The 15756-nt window shown below is 64.6% G+C and carries 16 protein-coding genes and 3 tRNA genes; 9 read left to right on the forward strand and 10 right to left on the reverse strand.

Annotated elements, in window-relative coordinates; translation table 11 throughout:
* Positions 1–39 precede the first annotated feature (39 nt).
* A complete protein-coding gene (locus CAPI_RS02785; protein ID WP_018016520.1) occupies positions 40–588 on the reverse strand; it encodes an isochorismatase family protein in 549 nt (182 codons plus the stop codon).
* Between the two features lie 65 nt (positions 589–653).
* Positions 654–726: transfer RNA gene (locus tag CAPI_RS02790), tRNA-Lys, on the reverse strand.
* A gap of 250 nt (positions 727–976) precedes the next feature.
* Here CAPI_RS02790 and CAPI_RS02795 point away from each other — a divergent pair.
* From CAPI_RS02795 to CAPI_RS02820, 6 genes are all read left to right on the forward strand, one after another.
* A complete protein-coding gene (locus CAPI_RS02795) occupies positions 977–2152 on the forward strand; it encodes a L,D-transpeptidase (RefSeq protein WP_040356569.1) in 1176 nt (391 codons plus the stop codon).
* A 127-nt stretch (positions 2153–2279) separates the two neighbouring features.
* A complete protein-coding gene (locus CAPI_RS02800; protein ID WP_018016522.1) occupies positions 2280–3383 on the forward strand; it encodes a metal ABC transporter substrate-binding protein in 1104 nt (367 codons plus the stop codon).
* Between the two features lie 8 nt (positions 3384–3391).
* Positions 3392–4036: a metal ABC transporter ATP-binding protein gene (locus CAPI_RS02805; protein WP_301398864.1), complete on the forward strand. Its 645-nt coding sequence runs from the start codon at positions 3392–3394 to the stop codon at positions 4034–4036.
* Positions 4033–4923 carry a metal ABC transporter permease gene (locus CAPI_RS02810; RefSeq protein ID WP_018016524.1) on the forward strand — a complete coding sequence of 297 codons (891 nt, stop codon included), beginning with the start codon at positions 4033–4035 and terminating at the stop codon, positions 4921–4923. Before CAPI_RS02805 ends, CAPI_RS02810 begins: the two co-directional genes overlap by 4 nt.
* On the forward strand, positions 4907–5734 hold the full coding sequence (locus CAPI_RS02815; RefSeq protein ID WP_018016525.1) for a metal ABC transporter permease: 828 nt from the start codon (positions 4907–4909) through the stop codon (positions 5732–5734). The genes CAPI_RS02810 and CAPI_RS02815 overlap by 17 nt, the downstream gene beginning before the upstream one ends.
* Before the next feature lie 10 nt (positions 5735–5744).
* Positions 5745–6413 (forward strand): metal-dependent transcriptional regulator, encoded by a 669-nt coding sequence (locus CAPI_RS02820; RefSeq protein ID WP_018016526.1) that lies wholly within the window; start codon positions 5745–5747, stop codon positions 6411–6413.
* 164 nt (positions 6414–6577) lie between these two features.
* Here CAPI_RS02820 and CAPI_RS02825 read toward each other — a convergent pair.
* The 8 genes from CAPI_RS02825 to CAPI_RS02860 form a co-directional block, all read right to left on the reverse strand.
* A tRNA-His gene (locus CAPI_RS02825) sits at positions 6578–6650 on the reverse strand.
* Between the two features lie 50 nt (positions 6651–6700).
* On the reverse strand, positions 6701–7327 hold the full coding sequence (orn, locus tag CAPI_RS02830; RefSeq protein WP_018016527.1) for an oligoribonuclease: 627 nt from the start codon (positions 7325–7327) through the stop codon (positions 6701–6703).
* Entirely contained in the window at positions 7327–8133 is an 807-nt protein-coding gene (cmrA, locus tag CAPI_RS02835; protein ID WP_018016528.1) for a mycolate reductase, read from the reverse strand. Before cmrA ends, orn begins: the two co-directional genes overlap by 1 nt.
* A 13-nt stretch (positions 8134–8146) precedes the next feature.
* A complete protein-coding gene (locus CAPI_RS02840; protein ID WP_018016529.1) occupies positions 8147–8359 on the reverse strand; it encodes a helix-turn-helix domain-containing protein in 213 nt (70 codons plus the stop codon).
* The gene (locus CAPI_RS02845) at positions 8352–8864 is read right to left on the reverse strand and encodes a hypothetical protein (RefSeq protein ID WP_018016530.1); all 513 of its coding nucleotides are present in this window, start codon (positions 8862–8864) and stop codon (positions 8352–8354) included. The genes CAPI_RS02840 and CAPI_RS02845 overlap by 8 nt, the downstream gene beginning before the upstream one ends.
* A 220-nt stretch (positions 8865–9084) precedes the next feature.
* Complete coding sequence (locus CAPI_RS02850; RefSeq protein WP_018016531.1) at positions 9085–10431, reverse strand: MFS transporter; 1347 nt, start codon at positions 10429–10431, stop codon at positions 9085–9087.
* Positions 10432–10534: 103 nt separating this feature from the next.
* Positions 10535–10675, reverse strand: coding sequence for a hypothetical protein (locus tag CAPI_RS02855; RefSeq protein WP_018016532.1), 141 nt, complete (start codon positions 10673–10675; stop codon positions 10535–10537).
* 367 nt (positions 10676–11042) lie between these two features.
* Positions 11043–11116 (reverse strand) — tRNA-Arg (locus CAPI_RS02860).
* An 88-nt stretch (positions 11117–11204) separates the two neighbouring features.
* On the opposite strand from CAPI_RS02860, the gene CAPI_RS02865 reads away from it, so the two are divergent.
* From CAPI_RS02865 to ettA, 3 genes are all read left to right on the forward strand, one after another.
* Positions 11205–13193, forward strand: coding sequence for a bifunctional copper resistance protein CopD/cytochrome c oxidase assembly protein (locus CAPI_RS02865; RefSeq protein ID WP_018016534.1), 1989 nt, complete (start codon positions 11205–11207; stop codon positions 13191–13193).
* 213 nt (positions 13194–13406) lie between these two features.
* Positions 13407–13982: a single-stranded DNA-binding protein gene (locus CAPI_RS02870; protein ID WP_018016535.1), complete on the forward strand. Its 576-nt coding sequence runs from the start codon at positions 13407–13409 to the stop codon at positions 13980–13982.
* A 95-nt stretch (positions 13983–14077) separates the two neighbouring features.
* Positions 14078–15748: an energy-dependent translational throttle protein EttA gene (gene ettA, locus CAPI_RS02875; RefSeq protein WP_018016536.1), complete on the forward strand. Its 1671-nt coding sequence runs from the start codon at positions 14078–14080 to the stop codon at positions 15746–15748.
* Positions 15749–15756 lie beyond the last annotated feature (8 nt).

Genomic DNA, 15756 nt, shown 5'->3' on the forward strand with positions numbered 1-15756 from the left:
TCGCGCCCGCTCCTGCCTCCGGCAAGGGCGGGCGTTTGCTTATGCGATCTTCGCCCCAGCGTCCGCCATGTCGGCGAGCGCCGCTGCGCCTCGTTCCTCCGAAACGGGGGAACACAGCTCGGCTAGCACTGTGACCGTGAAGCCTTCCTCCAGCGCGTCGAGAACCGTCGCGCGCACGCAATGGTCGGTGGCGATGCCGCACACGTCGAGGGAGTCGATGTCGTTCGTGCGCAGCCACTGGGCGAGCGGTACTCCGTCGGCGGCGCCCTCGAAACCGGAGTAAGCGGCGGAATACTCACCTTTGCGGAATGAGGCGTCGATGAGCGATGCCGTTAGCGGTGGCTGATACTCGGCCCCCGCGGAGTTCGCGACGCAGTGGACGGGCCACGAGTCGACGAAATCGGGGGAGGTGGAGAAGTGGGCACCGGGGTCGACGTGCCAATCCTGGGTGCCGAGAACAAAGGGGTAGGTGCCGGTCGATGCGAGCCTGGTTATTTCTTCCGCGACGGCGGCGCCGCGTTCCGTGGCGAGCGAGCCGCCGGGGCAGAAATCGCGCTGGACGTCAACGATGAGCAGGGCGGTTGTCATACTCGCCTATGATAAATCAGGCGAGCAGAACACCCCAGCCGGTGAACCCGACGGGGGTGATGGTGTGCGCCACCAGGGACTCGAACCCCGAACCCACTGATTAAGAGTCAGTTGCTCTACCACTTGAGCTAGTAGCGCCGTGTTGTCTGCAATGTCGTCTCGGTGGGCCTGTCGGCCTCCGTTGCGGCAACGAGGAAAAATATAGCACCCGCCCCGAAGAACAATAAATCGCCTGTTCAGCGCCGTGTTTCGTGGGGTTGAGCGCAGCCGCACCCCGGCTACCTGGTACGCGTTGTGAGGGGATAGAGTTTCAGGAATTGGTCCGCGAGCGGAATCGGCACAGCTTCTGGTGCCGGCAAGGACTAGGAAACAGGTGGGTGAGCACTTTATGGGGATGAGTATTCGACGCCGGCTAGCTGCAGCGGCGACGCTTCTAGCGACGGGTGTTGCTCTCGTCGCATGCACGATCGGCGAGGTCGGCGCGGGAGACGCCGGCACGGCTGCTGAAACGACAACTGTGGCCGCCAAACCCGTCGTCTCCGTTGAGGACGGCGCGACTGGTGTCAACCCGCTCGAGCCCGTGACGGTGGAGTCGGATGCTGGCATCAGCGAGTTGACGATGACAAACGAGAACGGCTCCGAGGTCGAAGCCACCCTCAGCGAGGACGGCCATTCGTGGGCGACGACGGAGCCGCTGGGCTACTCGCGCACTTACACCCTCGCGGGAGCTGACCGGGACGGCAACTCGATCGACGCCAGCTTCACAACGCTTACCCCCGACGCTCAGACCAGCGCCTACCTTGGCCCGCTGGATGGTTCCACCGTGGGCGTCGCGCAGGCGGTGACGGTGCGCTTTAGCTACCCGCCGACTGACCGTGACGCGGCGGAGAAGGCGATCTCGGTGACGACCTCGAACAACACCGCCGGCGCGTTCTACTGGGTGGACTCCTCGTACCTGCTGTGGCGGCCGGAGACGTACTGGGAGCCGGGGACGACGGTCACCGTCAAAGCCGCTATCTACGGCAAGGAGTTGGGTGACGGGGTCTACGGCGAGGGGGATTCCGAAGTCAGCTTCACCATCGGCGACGCGGTGGTCACGCGCGTGGACGACTCGACCAAGACCTTGACGGTGTATCGCAACGGCGAGGTGGTCAACTCCTTTCCCGTCTCGATGGGCCGCGACGGGACCTACGCCACGCCTAACGGCACGTACGTCGTAGGGGACCGCTACGAGGACCTGGTGATGGACTCCCGAACCTACGGTCTCGCCCTTGACGCTGGCGGGTACGTCACCAGCGTCAAGTCCGCGACGCAGCTGTCTTATTCAGGGATCTACGTGCACTCGGCGCCCTGGGCGACGTGGGCGCTGGGTTCTGTAAACCAGTCGCACGGGTGCATCAATGCGAGCCCGGACGATGCGGCGTGGTTCCTGAACTACTCCAAGCGTGGCGACCCAGTCGAAGTGGTGAACACTTCCGGCGGAACCCTCGACGGTTCCGACGGGTTGGGGTACTGGAACGTCCCCTGGGATCAGTGGGTGGCGGGTAACCCTTACCTCGATTAGTGCTTCCGGGCCCCGGGGGCCGTCTGCGCGGCGAAGTTCAATAAACTGAACTTTATTATTCGCTTATATGCAGTTCGTGTTAGGGTGTGGCCCACTATCGCCCGACCCAGAGAGGAGCCCATTCCCCGTGTGCCGTCGCATCCTTGCAGCTTCCGCAGTCCTCGCTTTGCTCGGCGGGTGTTCGGCTTCACCGCCGGAGAAAGCGCCGGAGGGACTCAACGTTGTTGCTACGACCACCCAAATATGTGATTACCTCACCCACGTTGCGCAGGGCACGAATTTCAGCAAAACCGATTCGCAGGGTCAGACGACCACAACAGGATCCGGTGAGACGGAGCTCAACCTGACCTGTCTCCTTGCCCCGAACGCCTCTGCACACGACCACGAAATGACCGCGCAGCAAATGTCCGCATTGGGCAAGGCAGACATCCTCTTCGTCAACGGGTTAGACCTCGAACATTTCCTCGACCAGGCGATTGAGTCGTCGGGCTTCCACGGATCGATGGCCGTCACGTCCGGGATTGTGGGCTCCGGACCTGCCGCCTCCGACACGCCCTACAGTGTGGACCAAGGCCGCGACAAGGTCACCGCCGCTCACTGGCCATTTGACCCCGAGCCGGGTGAAGAAGCGGAGTTCGAGTTTGACCCGCACGTCTGGACCAGCCCGCGGGGGGCGCAGATTCAGGTACGCAATATCGGGGCGAGTTTGGATGAGGCGTCGAAAAGCGATGGCGAATGGACGCGACGGGCGGATGCCTACGCCGCCCAGCTGGGGGAGCTCGACGAGTGGGTGCGCGAGAGCCTGGAAACCGTCCCCGAGACTCGACGTGTGCTTTTTACCTCCCACGACGCGTTCGGGTACTTCGCGCGCGACTACGGCGTGAACTTCTTCGGTTCAGCGCTCTCCGACTTCAACGCCCAGCAGGACGCGACAGCCGACCACATTCGGACCGGGGTACAGCAGGTGCGAGACGCGAACGCGCAGGTCATCTTCGCCGAGAACTCCAACAGCGCGAAGTCGATCGAAGCGGTGGGGCGCGCAGCTGGGGTGCGGGTCATCACGGGCGACGACGCCCTCTACGGCGATTCGCTCGGCCCGGCCGGCACGGACGGGGAGACCTATGCGGGTTCGATTCTGCACAACGTGACCAACCTCGTACGCGCCTGGGGTGGGACGCCCGCGCCTGTGCCGGATGCGTTGGCCGAGTTCGCACCGAAAGACACGATCTAATGCCCCTCGTGTCCTTCGACAGCGCCGAACTGGGTTACGGCCGCCAACCCGTGTTAAGCGACGTCACGTTCGACCTCGGACCAAGCGAGGCGATCGCGCTGGTGGGGAGCAACGGGGCGGGGAAGTCGACCATCCTCAAAGCCGTGGTGGGGTTGAGCGAGGTGGTCGGCGGGAAGGTGACCGTCTGCGGCGCTGCCCCCAGCCGTCGCGCGCCGGGAAGCGTCGGGTACGTGCCGCAGCAGGTCGAGGCAGAACCCGAGTTCCCCATCACCGCCGTCGACGTGGTCGGCCTCGGACTCGTCGCGCAACTCCGGCCGTTCCAGCGAATCGGCCGTGCGGGGAAGCAGCGCTGCCGAGAAGCACTCGCGGGAGTCGGAATGCTCGATCGCGCGGAGGTCCGCTTCCACGACCTGAGCGGCGGCCAGCGCCAAAGGGTGCTGTTGGCTCGGGCGCTCGTCGCAAACCCGACCGTGCTCATTCTCGACGAACCTTTCAACGGCCTCGACGCCGACAGCCGCGACCGACTCGTCTCCACTCTGCTTGGCCTCAAGAAGGAGGGGATGGGCATCATGCTGTCCACGCACGACGCACGGCTTGCCGACGACACCTGCGACCACACCCTCACCGTCACCTCAGGGACCACGCGCCCATGACCTTCGCCGAGCTACTAGAAGCCACGCGAGCGGGAGCCCAGTACGTGCCGGGCTTGGCCACGGTCGCGTCCGCGCCGTATCTGTTCCGTCCCTTCGTCATGCTCCTTGCACTGGCCGTCAGCGCGGGCATCGCGGGGACGCTTGTCAATCTGCGCCGCGCCGAGTTCACCGCAGAGGCGGTGTCCCACTCCGTATTCCCCGGCATCGTGGCCGGGTTCATCGTGGCGGGTCTGGACGGAATCGTGCCAGGTGGTGCCGTCGTCGGTGTCGTCGCGGCGACGGTATTGACCCTGGCCGCCCAGCGCGCGGCAGCCGCGGACGAAGCCGGAACCGCCATTGTTCTGTCCACTTTCTATGCGGTGGGCCTGGTCCTCTCTCTCGCGCATTCCGATAAGTCGGGTCAGCTCGAGGCGCTCATGTTCGGACGGTTGCTGGAGGTCTCCCCGGAACGCCTCGGCCAGGCGCTGTTGGCCTGCGCCTGCGCGGTGGCCCTCCTGTGCGCAACGTGGCCGGCCCAGCTGGCGGTGGCCTATGACCGCGTGCTTGCCCGCGCGTCGGGTATACGGGTGCAACGCTACGACGCCGTGTTCAACGTGGCCGTCGCGGCAACGGTCGTGGCCGGTGCATCCGCGGTGGGGGTTCTGCTGGTGGTTGGGTTCTTGGTGGTTCCGGCCGCGAGCGCACGGTTGGTGGCGCGCTCCCCGCGGTCCATGGCGTGCTGGGCGACCGGCGTGGCGGCCGTGAGTAGCTACGCCGGAATGGCCGTTGCTGCGGCACCGCCGTCGCGCCCAGTGTCCCCGCAGGCGTGCGTCGTGGTGGCACTACTGGTCGCGCTTGTGCTCACCGTGGCGGGAAAGGGGCTGGTGAACCGTGCGCGTCGTCACTGAGTGGTGGCTGCTAAACCATCTCGCGGTACTTGAGGTGGTCCTCGTCGGCGCGGGGGCGGGTCTCATCGGGGCGCTGGCCCTTATGCACCGCCGCATCTTCTTCGCCGAGGCCGTGTCTCACGCCGCCTTCCCGGGAGCCGTCCTAGGCGTCGTCGCGGGGGCCGCATTTGCCCCGGGTTACCTCACGCTCATGCTCTTCGCCGGTGCGCTCGTGGGCTGCGTCGGATTGTCCTGGGTGATGGGCCTGGTCTCTCGCCTGCCGGGGGTATCCAGCCAGGCCGCGGCCGGGATTGTCCTGTCATCGGGCTTCGGTCTCGGATACTTCGCGGCCACCTGGTTTCAACCCCTCCCTCTGCGGGTGGACTCATTCCTGACGGGTTCCGTGCTGACCGTCAACTCGACGGACGTCACCGCCGCCGCGATCGTCCTTTGTCTCGCGGCCGCTGCCTGCTGGTGGGCCGCGCCCGCATTGACCTCGCTGGCCTTCTCCCGCGACCTCTTCCGCGCCTCTGGCGCTAAGCCCTCGCTTTACGACGCCACCGTCCTGCTCCTCGTCACCCTGGCTATCGTGGTGGCGATCCCCGCCGTGGGAACCATCGTCTCAATTTCCCTCCTCGCCGCCCCACCGGCGATTGTCCGGCCCTGGGTCCGCTCGCCCGCGCTCCTGCTCCTGGCCTCGCCCGTGGTGGGGGTCGTACTGGGCGGCGTGGGCCTGGCTAGTGCGCAGCTGTGGGGACTGTCGTCTGGCGGGATGATCGCGATCTGGGCAGGCGTGGCGTACTGCGCGAGCAGGCTCGGGACCCGGCGCTAGGATCTCCGCTATGGATGTTTCCGCCTGGCCAGCCAAGACTCAGGACTACCTGAAAATTGTCTTTGACCTCACCGAACGCACCGGCCGGCCGGCCGGAATGGGAGAGATAGCGCTGCGCATGGGGCAGCGTGCGTCCACCACGACGGAGGGGGTTAAGCGGCTGGCGGAAAAGGGCCTGGTGGAGCACGAGCGCTACGCGGGGATTTCCCTCACAGACGCTGGCCGCGCCGTGGCCATGGTCATGGTGCGGCGCCACCGCTTGCTGGAGACCTACCTCGTAGAGCAGCTCGGGTACCGCTGGGATGAGATACACGAGGAAGCCGACCGCCTGGAACACGCCGTATCCGACACATTCATCGCGCGCATCGACTCCCTGCTGGGCCGCCCCACCCGCGACCCGCACGGCGATCCTATTCCCACCGCCGCCGGAGAGATCGAGTCCCTGCGCGTGCAGAGCCTTTCCTCCCTGGCCGAGGGGGCAAGCGCCGTGGTGGAGCGTATCAACGACTCGGATGCTGAACTGTTGCGTTACCTAGCTGAGATGGGAATACGTCCGGGAGTGGACGTCACCATGACAGGCACCCGCTTTGCCGGGATGCGGTTGGTGGCCGCAGGCACGAGGGAGGTGGCGCTCGCCGACGCCGCGCTGGACGCCATCGACGTGAGCACCGCCTTTTAACGTCGCTCCCCCTCAACCCGGACGGATCAACCCGCACAGAAACCTGCTAGAAAGTCCGCACCGCCAATTGGACCATGTCCGGCCTGGTTGACCCGCCCGGGTTGGGGCGGAAGACGGCAGCAGAAAACCCCGGCCCGTACAAAGCGGAACCGGGGTTCGTCAGGGGTGGCTGACGGGGCTCGAACCCGCGACACCCAGGATCACAACCTGGTGCTCTACCAGCTGAACTACAGCCACCATCGCCGCTGATGTAGCAGCGGATAACACCTTAGTATGCAGCCCGGAGTTTACAAAAACTGCTGGTAGGCAGACGTTGACTCGGCTGCGAAGGCGGCGGCGGTTTCCGAGTAGGGGCCGGGGGTGGGAACGAACACGGCGCGTCGGTAGTAGTCGAGCTCACGGATGGACTCCACGATATCGGCGAGCGCGCGGTGCGCCATCCCCTTCGCGGGCTGGTGGTAGTACGCCTTGGGGTACCAGCGGCGGGACAGCTCCTTGATCGTGGAGACGTCAATCATGCGGTAGTGCAGCGCGGCGTCCAAGGCGGGCATGTGCGCGCGGATGAAGGAGCGGTCGGTGGCAATCGAGTTGCCGGCCAGGGGGGCCGGGTGGTTCGGGTCGCAGTGCGTGCTGATGAGATCCAACACGGCGCGCTCGGCATCGGCGATAGTGAGGGGGGAGGCGACGATGTCGTCGAGTAGGCCGTTCGAACGGTGCATGTTTTCTACGACCTCGTCCATCTCGGCGAGCTCGGCGTCCGTGGCGTGGACAACCAGGTCGACACCGCCATCGAGGATGGTGAGGTTCGCGTCGGTGACGAGGGCCGCGACCTCGACGATGACGTGGCGCGCCGGGTCAAGGCCGGTCATTTCCAGGTCGACCCACACGATCCGGTCGTTCTTCGCCGCTGACATTAGGCGTCTCCCATCTTTGCGTAGAGTTTGCCGACCAGCGGCGCAATGACACCGCGCGGCCCGTAGGTTGAGACGACGTCCATGGCCTTGGAGAGGGGGCCGGGGACGACGCGGCGCTTGTTACGTCGTAAAGCGGCGAGCGTATCGCGGGAGCAGGATTCGTAGGTGGTCCAGAGGAAATCGGGCACAACCTTGTCGACGATCGTTTGCTCCTGTTCGGGCACGTGCGCCTCGCGCACCGGGCCGGGGGCGAGGAGGGTGACGTGGACGCCGGAGCCCTGGAGCTCGAAGTGCAGGGCCTCGGTGAAGGCGTTGACCCCTGCCTTGGTGAAGACATAGGTGGCATTGTTCGGGATCGGGATGTTGCCCGCGGCCGAACCGACGTTGCACAACGCGCCCTCCCCGCGTGGCACCATCTGGTCCAACGCCGCCTTGGTAATGCGGAACACCGCGGTGGCGTTGAGGTTGTACTGGTTCGTTTCGTAGACCCAGTCCTGCTTCATGAACGGGCCGAAGGACGCGATGCCGGCCGAGTTGATGCAGATGGAGATCGTGCGGGTGCCGATGTAATCCAGCAGCGCGGTGACGTCGCGCTCCTTGGACAGGTCCGCGGCGAAGACCTCGACGTCAACGCCGTGCCGAGTGCTCAACTCAGTGGCGAGGCGCATGAGGACGTCCTCACGCCGGGCTACGACGATGAGGTTGTACCCAGCCGAGGCGAGGTCGCGGGCAATGGCCTCACCGATACCTTGCGACGCGCCAGTGATCAGCGCGTAGGAGTCGGTGGAGGGGGAGGGGAAACTCATGCGCTCTAGGGTACTAGTCGGGCTCCACAGTGAAGAGGTCGCCGGGCTGGCAGTTGAGGGCCTGGCACAGTGCTGTGAGCGTCGAAAAGCGAACCGCTTTCGCGCGGTTGTTGCGTAATACCGACAGGTTGACGGGGGTGATACCCACCTCCTCTGCGAGTGCCGTACCGGTTATACCACGCGCTTCAATGAGCTCATCAAGGTGGCAGACGACCCTGTTAGACAAGCCCTTCGACCTCCTCTTCCAGTTTCGCACCCCGCTTTACGATGGTGGCGACAACGCCCAGAGTCGTGGCCAAAAGTACGGCTGGGGCAATGTCGGACAACGGGGTCCCGGCACCTGCATTCCACCACCACTCGATGCCGAGCTGGTATGCGGCCATGTTATTGGCCAACCCTTCCGCGCCGAGGCGGAATATGATCCAGGCGATTGCGCCCCAGCCGGCGAACCGAAGTGAGCGGGCGGTAGCGGCGGTGAACATGCGCCCGCGCATCATCGGGATCAGCGCTGTGACAAGGAACGCACCCGTGACCAGGAGCGCAATGTACTTTAAGGACAAGGCGACGATGTAGTAGGTCACGAGTACTGGATTCAGTTCGCTGGCAAGGATGCCATGTTCAAGTGCCGGGGAGAGGCGGGTGATGAAGATTTTGTTCTGCACCATCAGGGTGATTTCCGGTGCGCAGTACACCACGGTTGCGATGATCACGCCGAGCAAGGCACTTCTCATATGTTTTCCCGTTCGGGTTTCCATTGCGACTCCGATCCATATCGAATTCCGATGCTGTCGATTATCGATAATATCGTAGATCGATACGATTTCAAGCTGTATGGCTAGACGGTTTTACACCGGCTCGTGGGCCGTGTGCGCCCCAGGACCTGGCGTCCGACCGCCCGCGATCTAGCGTTTTACCGGCGTAGTCCCGCTCCCCGAGAAAACCCGAACAGATCTAAATCTCGTGCATCTCCATATCGCGGGTCTCGGGGGACCAGAGGATTGCTGCCAGCGACACGGCGGTGACAACAATGAGGTAGACACCGACTGCGGCCGGGCCGTGCGCGGCGTTGAGGGCCGTCGCGATGAAGGGGGCAATCGCCGCACCCAGGATGGAGGCAACGTTGTAGGAGATGCCGGAGCCGGTGTAGCGAACGTTGGAGGGGAACAGCTCAGGAAGAATGGCTGACATGGGGCCGAAGATGAGACCCATCAGGACCATGCCGGTGAAGAGGAAGATGCCGAGTGAGAGCATCGTGAAGCTGTCCGGGTTGAGGAGCCAGCGGAAGGCCGCGCCGTAGGCGATGATCGCCGCCGAGGTCCACCCCAGCACGGGGCGCCGCCCGTAGGTGTCCGCGAGTCGGCAGGCCACAGGGATGCCGATGATGAACCCAAAGATGCAGACGAGCTGCAGTTTGAGGAAGTCGACGTACTCGATGCCCAGCCCCACTCCTTCGGTGGCGGAACCGATCCCGTAGGAGAGGAACCAGGTGGTCACGATGTAGAACAACGTGTAGCACCCGACCATGATGAGAGTGCCCTGCACCAGGGGCTTCCATGCCTTGGCGAGGACCTCCGAGACCGGGGACGAGACCTTCTCGTTGTCGTTGAGCACTTTTTGGAAGACCGGTGTCTCCTCGACTTGAAGGCGCACCCAGAGCCCAACCGCGACCATGACGGACGACAGGAGGAACGGGACGCGCCATCCCCAGGTCATGAACGCGCCCTCGACGTCACCGCGCGTGTGGCCGAGCCAGGTGACCAGGATGAGGAACAACCCGTTGGCCAGCAGGAACCCGAAGGGGGCGCCGAGCTGGGGCCACATCGCCGCCCAGGCGCGCCGGCCCTTCGCGGCGGTCTCGGTGGACAGCAGCGCCGCCCCGGACCACTCGCCGCCCAGGCCGAGGCCCTGGCAGAAGCGCATCAGCGCGAGCAGCGCGGGCGCCCAGAGGCCCGCCGTGGCGTAGGTGGGCAGCAGGCCGATGATGAAGGTGGCAATGCCCATTGTCAGCAGCGCGCCCACAAGCGTCGCCTTCCGCCCGACCCGGTCGCCGAAGTGTCCGAAGACGACGGAGCCGAGGGGACGCGCGATGAACGCCAGGCCAAAGGTGGCAAAGGACTGAAGTAGCGCGACGGTCGAGCTTTCTGACTTGGGGAAAAACAAGTACGGGAACACCGCGACGGCGGCGGTGGCGTAGGCGTAGAAGTCGTAAAACTCGATCGTTGTGCCGATTGTGGAGGCGAAACGCACGCGCCGGCGCTCCTCTGGCGTCGTTGTTCGCAGCTGCTGAGTCGTAGTCACTGGTCAATCCTTTCCAATATGTGGAAAGGTATTCTTGCACAGTGGGAATCTCCGGGCATAAAGGGGGGCGCGCCCGCCTTCCGACGTGCGCGCCCTAGGAGTCTTAAGCGTTCGGCTCCTCCGGAGCGTCGCTATCCACGGTGTCCTCGATGTCGTCGAAGGACTCGGGGTTACCCGACTCGTTGCCGATGCGGTGCACGCTCGCGTCGAGAAGCCGATTGAGCTCGTTATCGGGGCTGGTCACGCTACTTTTCCTCCTCTTCGGAAACCTCGCGCTGGAAGTCGCCGTCGGCGTCTGGGTCGCCGAGGTGGTCAATGCTGTCCTCGTTCGTCGGGGAATCGTTGTTCGGAGTGGTCATCGTGGCCTCCTTCAGAGTGGACAATTCGTGGGCCCCAGCTTAGCGACGTCCCTCCGTCGCAGTCGGCTGTGCACTGCGGGGGACGAGATGTACATGTGTCACTGGAACCAGGCGCAGTGCACACCATCGGTGGGTTTCCGCCACCGCATAAGCTCCGCTATTCGACGCCAAGGCTTCCGCTCCTGGGCTTTCACGTCCCGCACGTGCTTGGGGTCGAATAGGCCGCTTCGCCACGAGGAGCGACAGTAAAAGCGCCCCCGGCAGGATTCGAACCCGCGACCAGCCGGGTAGAAACCGGATGCTCTAATCCACTGAGCTACGGAGGCACGCCGTGTGACACGGCGCTTGTAGTGTAGCGCACCGCCGGCCCCCGGAATTTAAGGGAGGTCATCGACCGAAAGTAGGGTATGGGGCATGACTGAGTCGGCAGTGCGGAAGCGTTCGGCACGGGCGGCGTGGCCCGTTTACCTCGCGGCGGCGGTGATCGCGGCGCTGGTGGCGGGCACGATCTCGGAGGCTTTCCTCACCGAGTCGCTTGCGGCGCTGGGCATTCCGGACCCCGGGGCGGTGACCACCTTCGGCCTGCCGGCGGTGCGGGGGACTATCTGGGTCTTGCTCGCCCTCGCAGCGGGGTCGTTCCTATTCACGGCCTTCCTGATTGACCCGCGGCGCGGCGGCACCGGTGACCTGAACGGGGTGCGGTTGACCGTCGACGGGGAGGTGGCGGCGAGGGCGGGCGCGTGGGCGTCGATAGGTGTCGCCCTGCTCTCCGTGGTGATGATCCCGCTGGTTCTTTCCGACGTCTCCGGCACCCCATTTTCCTCTGTCGCACTGCAGCCCAGCTCGTGGGCGACCGCGCTCGAGCAGGTTGCCGACGCCCGTACGTGGCTGGTTGTCGCCGCAATTGCGGGAGTTGTCGGCGCGGTGGGCTTTGTCAGCCACTCGTGGTGGTCGCAGGTGTGCCTCTTCGCGGGCGCGATCGTCGCGATGGTGCCGTTGGGCCTGACGGGACATTCTGCGGCGGGCGGTGACCATGACTTCGGGACGAACTCCTACCTCTGGCACCTCACCTTCCTGCTGGTGTGGGTGGGGGCACTGCTGGCACTGATCGCGCACGGCCGTCGGCTCGGGCCCGGCCTGGAGGCCGCCGTGCGTAGGTACTCCGCCGTTGCGCTGTTCGCCTTTGTGGCCATGCTCCTTTCCGGCGTGGTGAACGCCGCGATCCGCGTGCGCATCGGTGACCTTACGCAGTACAGCTACGGCTGGGTCCTGGTGGCAAAAACCGTCGGGTTGCTCGTGCTGGGCCTGATGGGCTACGCGCACCGCCAACGGACGATCCCCGTGCTGGCCACCGATACGCGCGCGTTCATGCGGCTGGCCAGCGCCGAGGTCTTCGTCATGGCGGTCGTGACGGGCCTGGCCGTCACGCTTGGGCGCACCCCGCCGCCTCCTCCCCGGTACTCGGATCTCTCGCGGATGGAGCTGCAGATGGGCTACACCCTCCACGAGCCACTGACGGCGTGGAACTGGATCACCCAGTGGCGCCCCGAGCTGCTGTATTCCGTCATCGCGCTCCTGCTGGCCGCCTATTATCTGTGGCTGGTCCGGCGCGTTGACGGGTGGCGCGCCTCGCGAACCGCCTGGTGGCTCGTCGGGTGCGCCGTGGTTGTGGTGACGCTGTCGTCCGGGATCGGCATGCATATGCCGGCGCAGTACTCCGCGCACATGGTGGTGCACATGACACTGTCGATGGGGGCGCCCGTCGCTCTCGTCCTCGGGGCCCCCCTGACGCTTATCACGAGGGCGTACCCAGCCGGCGAGTTCAACCCCCGGCTGTGGGTCGAATCCTTCGAGCGCTCCCGATTCCTGCGTGTGGTGACGTGGCCGCCGGTATCCCTGGCCCAGTTCGTGTTCTTTTTCTACCTGCTCTACGTCGACATCCCACTGTATAACCTGATGATTTCCGAGCATGCCGGGCACGTCATCATGAACGGCATTTTCCTCCTGTCGGGGTACTTCTACTTCTGGGAGCTCATCGGGCCCGACCACATCGAGCACCGGGCGGGTGTCAAGGTTCGCCTGGCGTGGTTGTGGGTGTCGATGCCCATCCACCTCTTCATGGGCGTCTACCTCATGCAGCTGGGCGTGGTCATGGGGGAGGAGTTCTACGATTCGCTCGCTCTGCCGTGGCACCCCGACCTCCTCGCCGATCAGAAGGTGGGCGGCGGCATCGCGTGGGCATCCGGGTCCTTCCCACTGGTCATCGTATTCGGCACGTTGTTCCGTCTGTGGCTCGCCGAGGACCGCGCTGAGACTCGCGAGTCCGATCGTCGCGCGGCGGAGAGCGACGACGAGGAGTGGCGCCAGTACAACGACATGCTCGCGCGCTACGCGCAGCACTAGGCTTTCGCTTTTCGACGCCCACCCGCTCTTACCTCTTCAACCCTCGTACGTCAAGGGTTTCGAGTGAAACAATTCTCGGAATGTGGATAGCGCGTGGGTTATCCACAGGGGCGAGGGGAGCCCCTTTCTTTGGCGCGCGGCCTCAGGCATGCTTGGCCCCACTGCCCGCCCGGGGCAGGACACGTACGCACCGAAAGAGGGGGGCTTTCAGCCATGACTCAACTACCCATAACCATCAGTGGCAACCTCATCGCCGACCCAGAGTTCCGTCAGTTCGAGTCGAGCGGAGCGCAACTGTGCAAGATGCGCGTCGCAACGTCGCGCCGGGTACGAACCGAGGACAAAGATGACAGCGGCCGCACGATTTGGAACGACACAGATCACCTGTACATCGACGTCGAATGCTGGGGCCAGCTCGCCGTCAACGCGACCGCTTCGCTACGTAAGGGGTTCCCGGTAATCGCTACCGGGTACTTGGTTACCGATGTCTGGGAGCAGGTAAAGACCGAGGAGGATGGAAGCGAGAAGAAGCTGACCCGTTACAGCACCAAGCTCAAGGCCGGCCGCGTGGCTTTCGAGCTGAGCAATTTTCAGGTGTCTTCCCAGCGCACGTCGAGCAACGGGAATACGCCGACCGGCATGGAGCCGGTGGAGGTGCGCACAGCCACCGAGCTCGGCGCCAGCGAGCCGCGCGTGAGTGCGGAAGACAGCATCACTCCGCCACGCAAGCCGGCGCTTGTCGGTGCGGGGGTGCCGTCGACAAGCGAAGGCGACACGCCCCCGTTTTAAGCGCGTGCGGGTAGGACTGGGCGAGACGCCTCGGCCGCGAAACTCTGCTGTACCCTGTGGGGAGAATTCCATCGAAAAATCAAAGGGGACACTACGTGGCTGAGTTCATCTACACGATGAAAAACGTGCGCCGTGCCATCGGCGACAAGGTCATTTTGGACAACGTCACCATGGCTTTCTACCCCGGCGCAAAGATCGGTGTCGTCGGCCCGAACGGTGCCGGCAAATCCTCGCTGCTGAAGATCATGGCCGGCATCGACCAGCCGAACAACGGTGACGCGTTCCTCGATCCCGGCGCGAGCGTGGGCATCCTGCTGCAGGAGCCGCCGCTCAACGAGGAAAAGACGGTCCGGGAAAACGTCGAGGAGGGCCTGGGGGACATCTTCGAGAAGAAGCAGCGCTTCGAGCAGATCGCCGAAGAGATGGCCACCAACTACACCGACGAGCTCATGGAGGAAATGGGCCGTCTGCAGGAGGAGCTGGACGCCGCCGACGCGTGGGAGGTCGACTCGAAGATCGAGCAGGCCCTCGACGCCCTGCGTTGCCCGCCTGCGGACGAGCCCGTCACCCACCTCTCCGGTGGTGAGCGGCGCCGCGTCGCGCTGGCCAGGCTGCTCCTCCAGGAGCCGGATTTGCTCCTGCTGGACGAGCCGACCAACCACCTCGATGCGGAATCCGTGCTGTGGCTTGAACGGCACCTGCAGTCCTACAAGGGCGCGGTCCTCGCCATCACCCACGACCGCTACTTCCTAGACAACGTTGCGGAGTGGATTTGCGAGGTCGATCGCGGCAAGCTCTACCCCTACGAGGGCAACTACTCCACCTACCTGGAGAAGAAGGCCGAGCGCCTCGAGGTGGCGGGCAAGAAGGACCAGAAGCTGCAGAAACGCCTGAAGAACGAACTCGACTGGGTGCGGTCCTCCCCAAAGGCGCGCCAGGCCAAGAACAAAGCCCGCCTCGAGCGGTACGAGGAGATGGCGGCCGAGGCCGAGCAGTACCGTAAGCTGGACTTCGAGGAAATCCAGATTCCCACCCCACCGCGTCTGGGCAACAAGGTTGTCGAGGTTGACCACCTTGACAAGGGTTTCGACGAGCGAGTCTTGATCAAGGATCTGTCGTTCACCCTCCCGCGCAACGGCATCGTCGGCGTGATCGGTCCGAACGGTGTGGGCAAGACCACGCTCTTCAAGACCATTGTCGGCCTGGAGCAGCCCGATGACGGGACCGTGTCCGTGGGCGACACCGTGCAGCTGAGCTACGTGGACCAGAACCGCGCCAACATCGACCCGGAGAAGACGGTGTGGCAGGTTGTGTCTGACGGCCTCGACTATATCCACGTGGGCCAGAACGAAATGCCCTCGCGCGCGTACCTGTCGGCCTTCGGTTTTAAGGGCCCTGACCAGCAGAAACCCTCGAAGGTGCTCTCGGGAGGTGAGCGCAACCGCCTGAACCTGGCGCTGACTCTAAAGCAGGGTGGCAACCTTATCCTTCTCGACGAGCCGACCAACGACCTCGACGTCGAAACCCTCGGATCCCTGGAAAACGCCCTGCAGAAGTTCCCAGGCTGCGCGGTGGTCATCTCCCACGACCGCTGGTTCCTCGACCGGACCTGCACGCACATTCTGGCGTGGGAAGGCAATATCGAAGAGGGCAAGTGGTTCTGGTTCGAGGGCAACTTCGGGGACTACGAAAAGAACAAGGTCGAGCGCCTCGGTGAGGAAGCTGCGCGTCCGTCGCGGGTGACCCACCGCCGCCTGACACGATAGGAAGGCCA

Source organism: Corynebacterium capitovis DSM 44611 (assembly GCF_030440535.1).
In the GTDB taxonomy this organism is placed as follows: domain Bacteria; phylum Actinomycetota; class Actinomycetes; order Mycobacteriales; family Mycobacteriaceae; genus Corynebacterium; species Corynebacterium capitovis.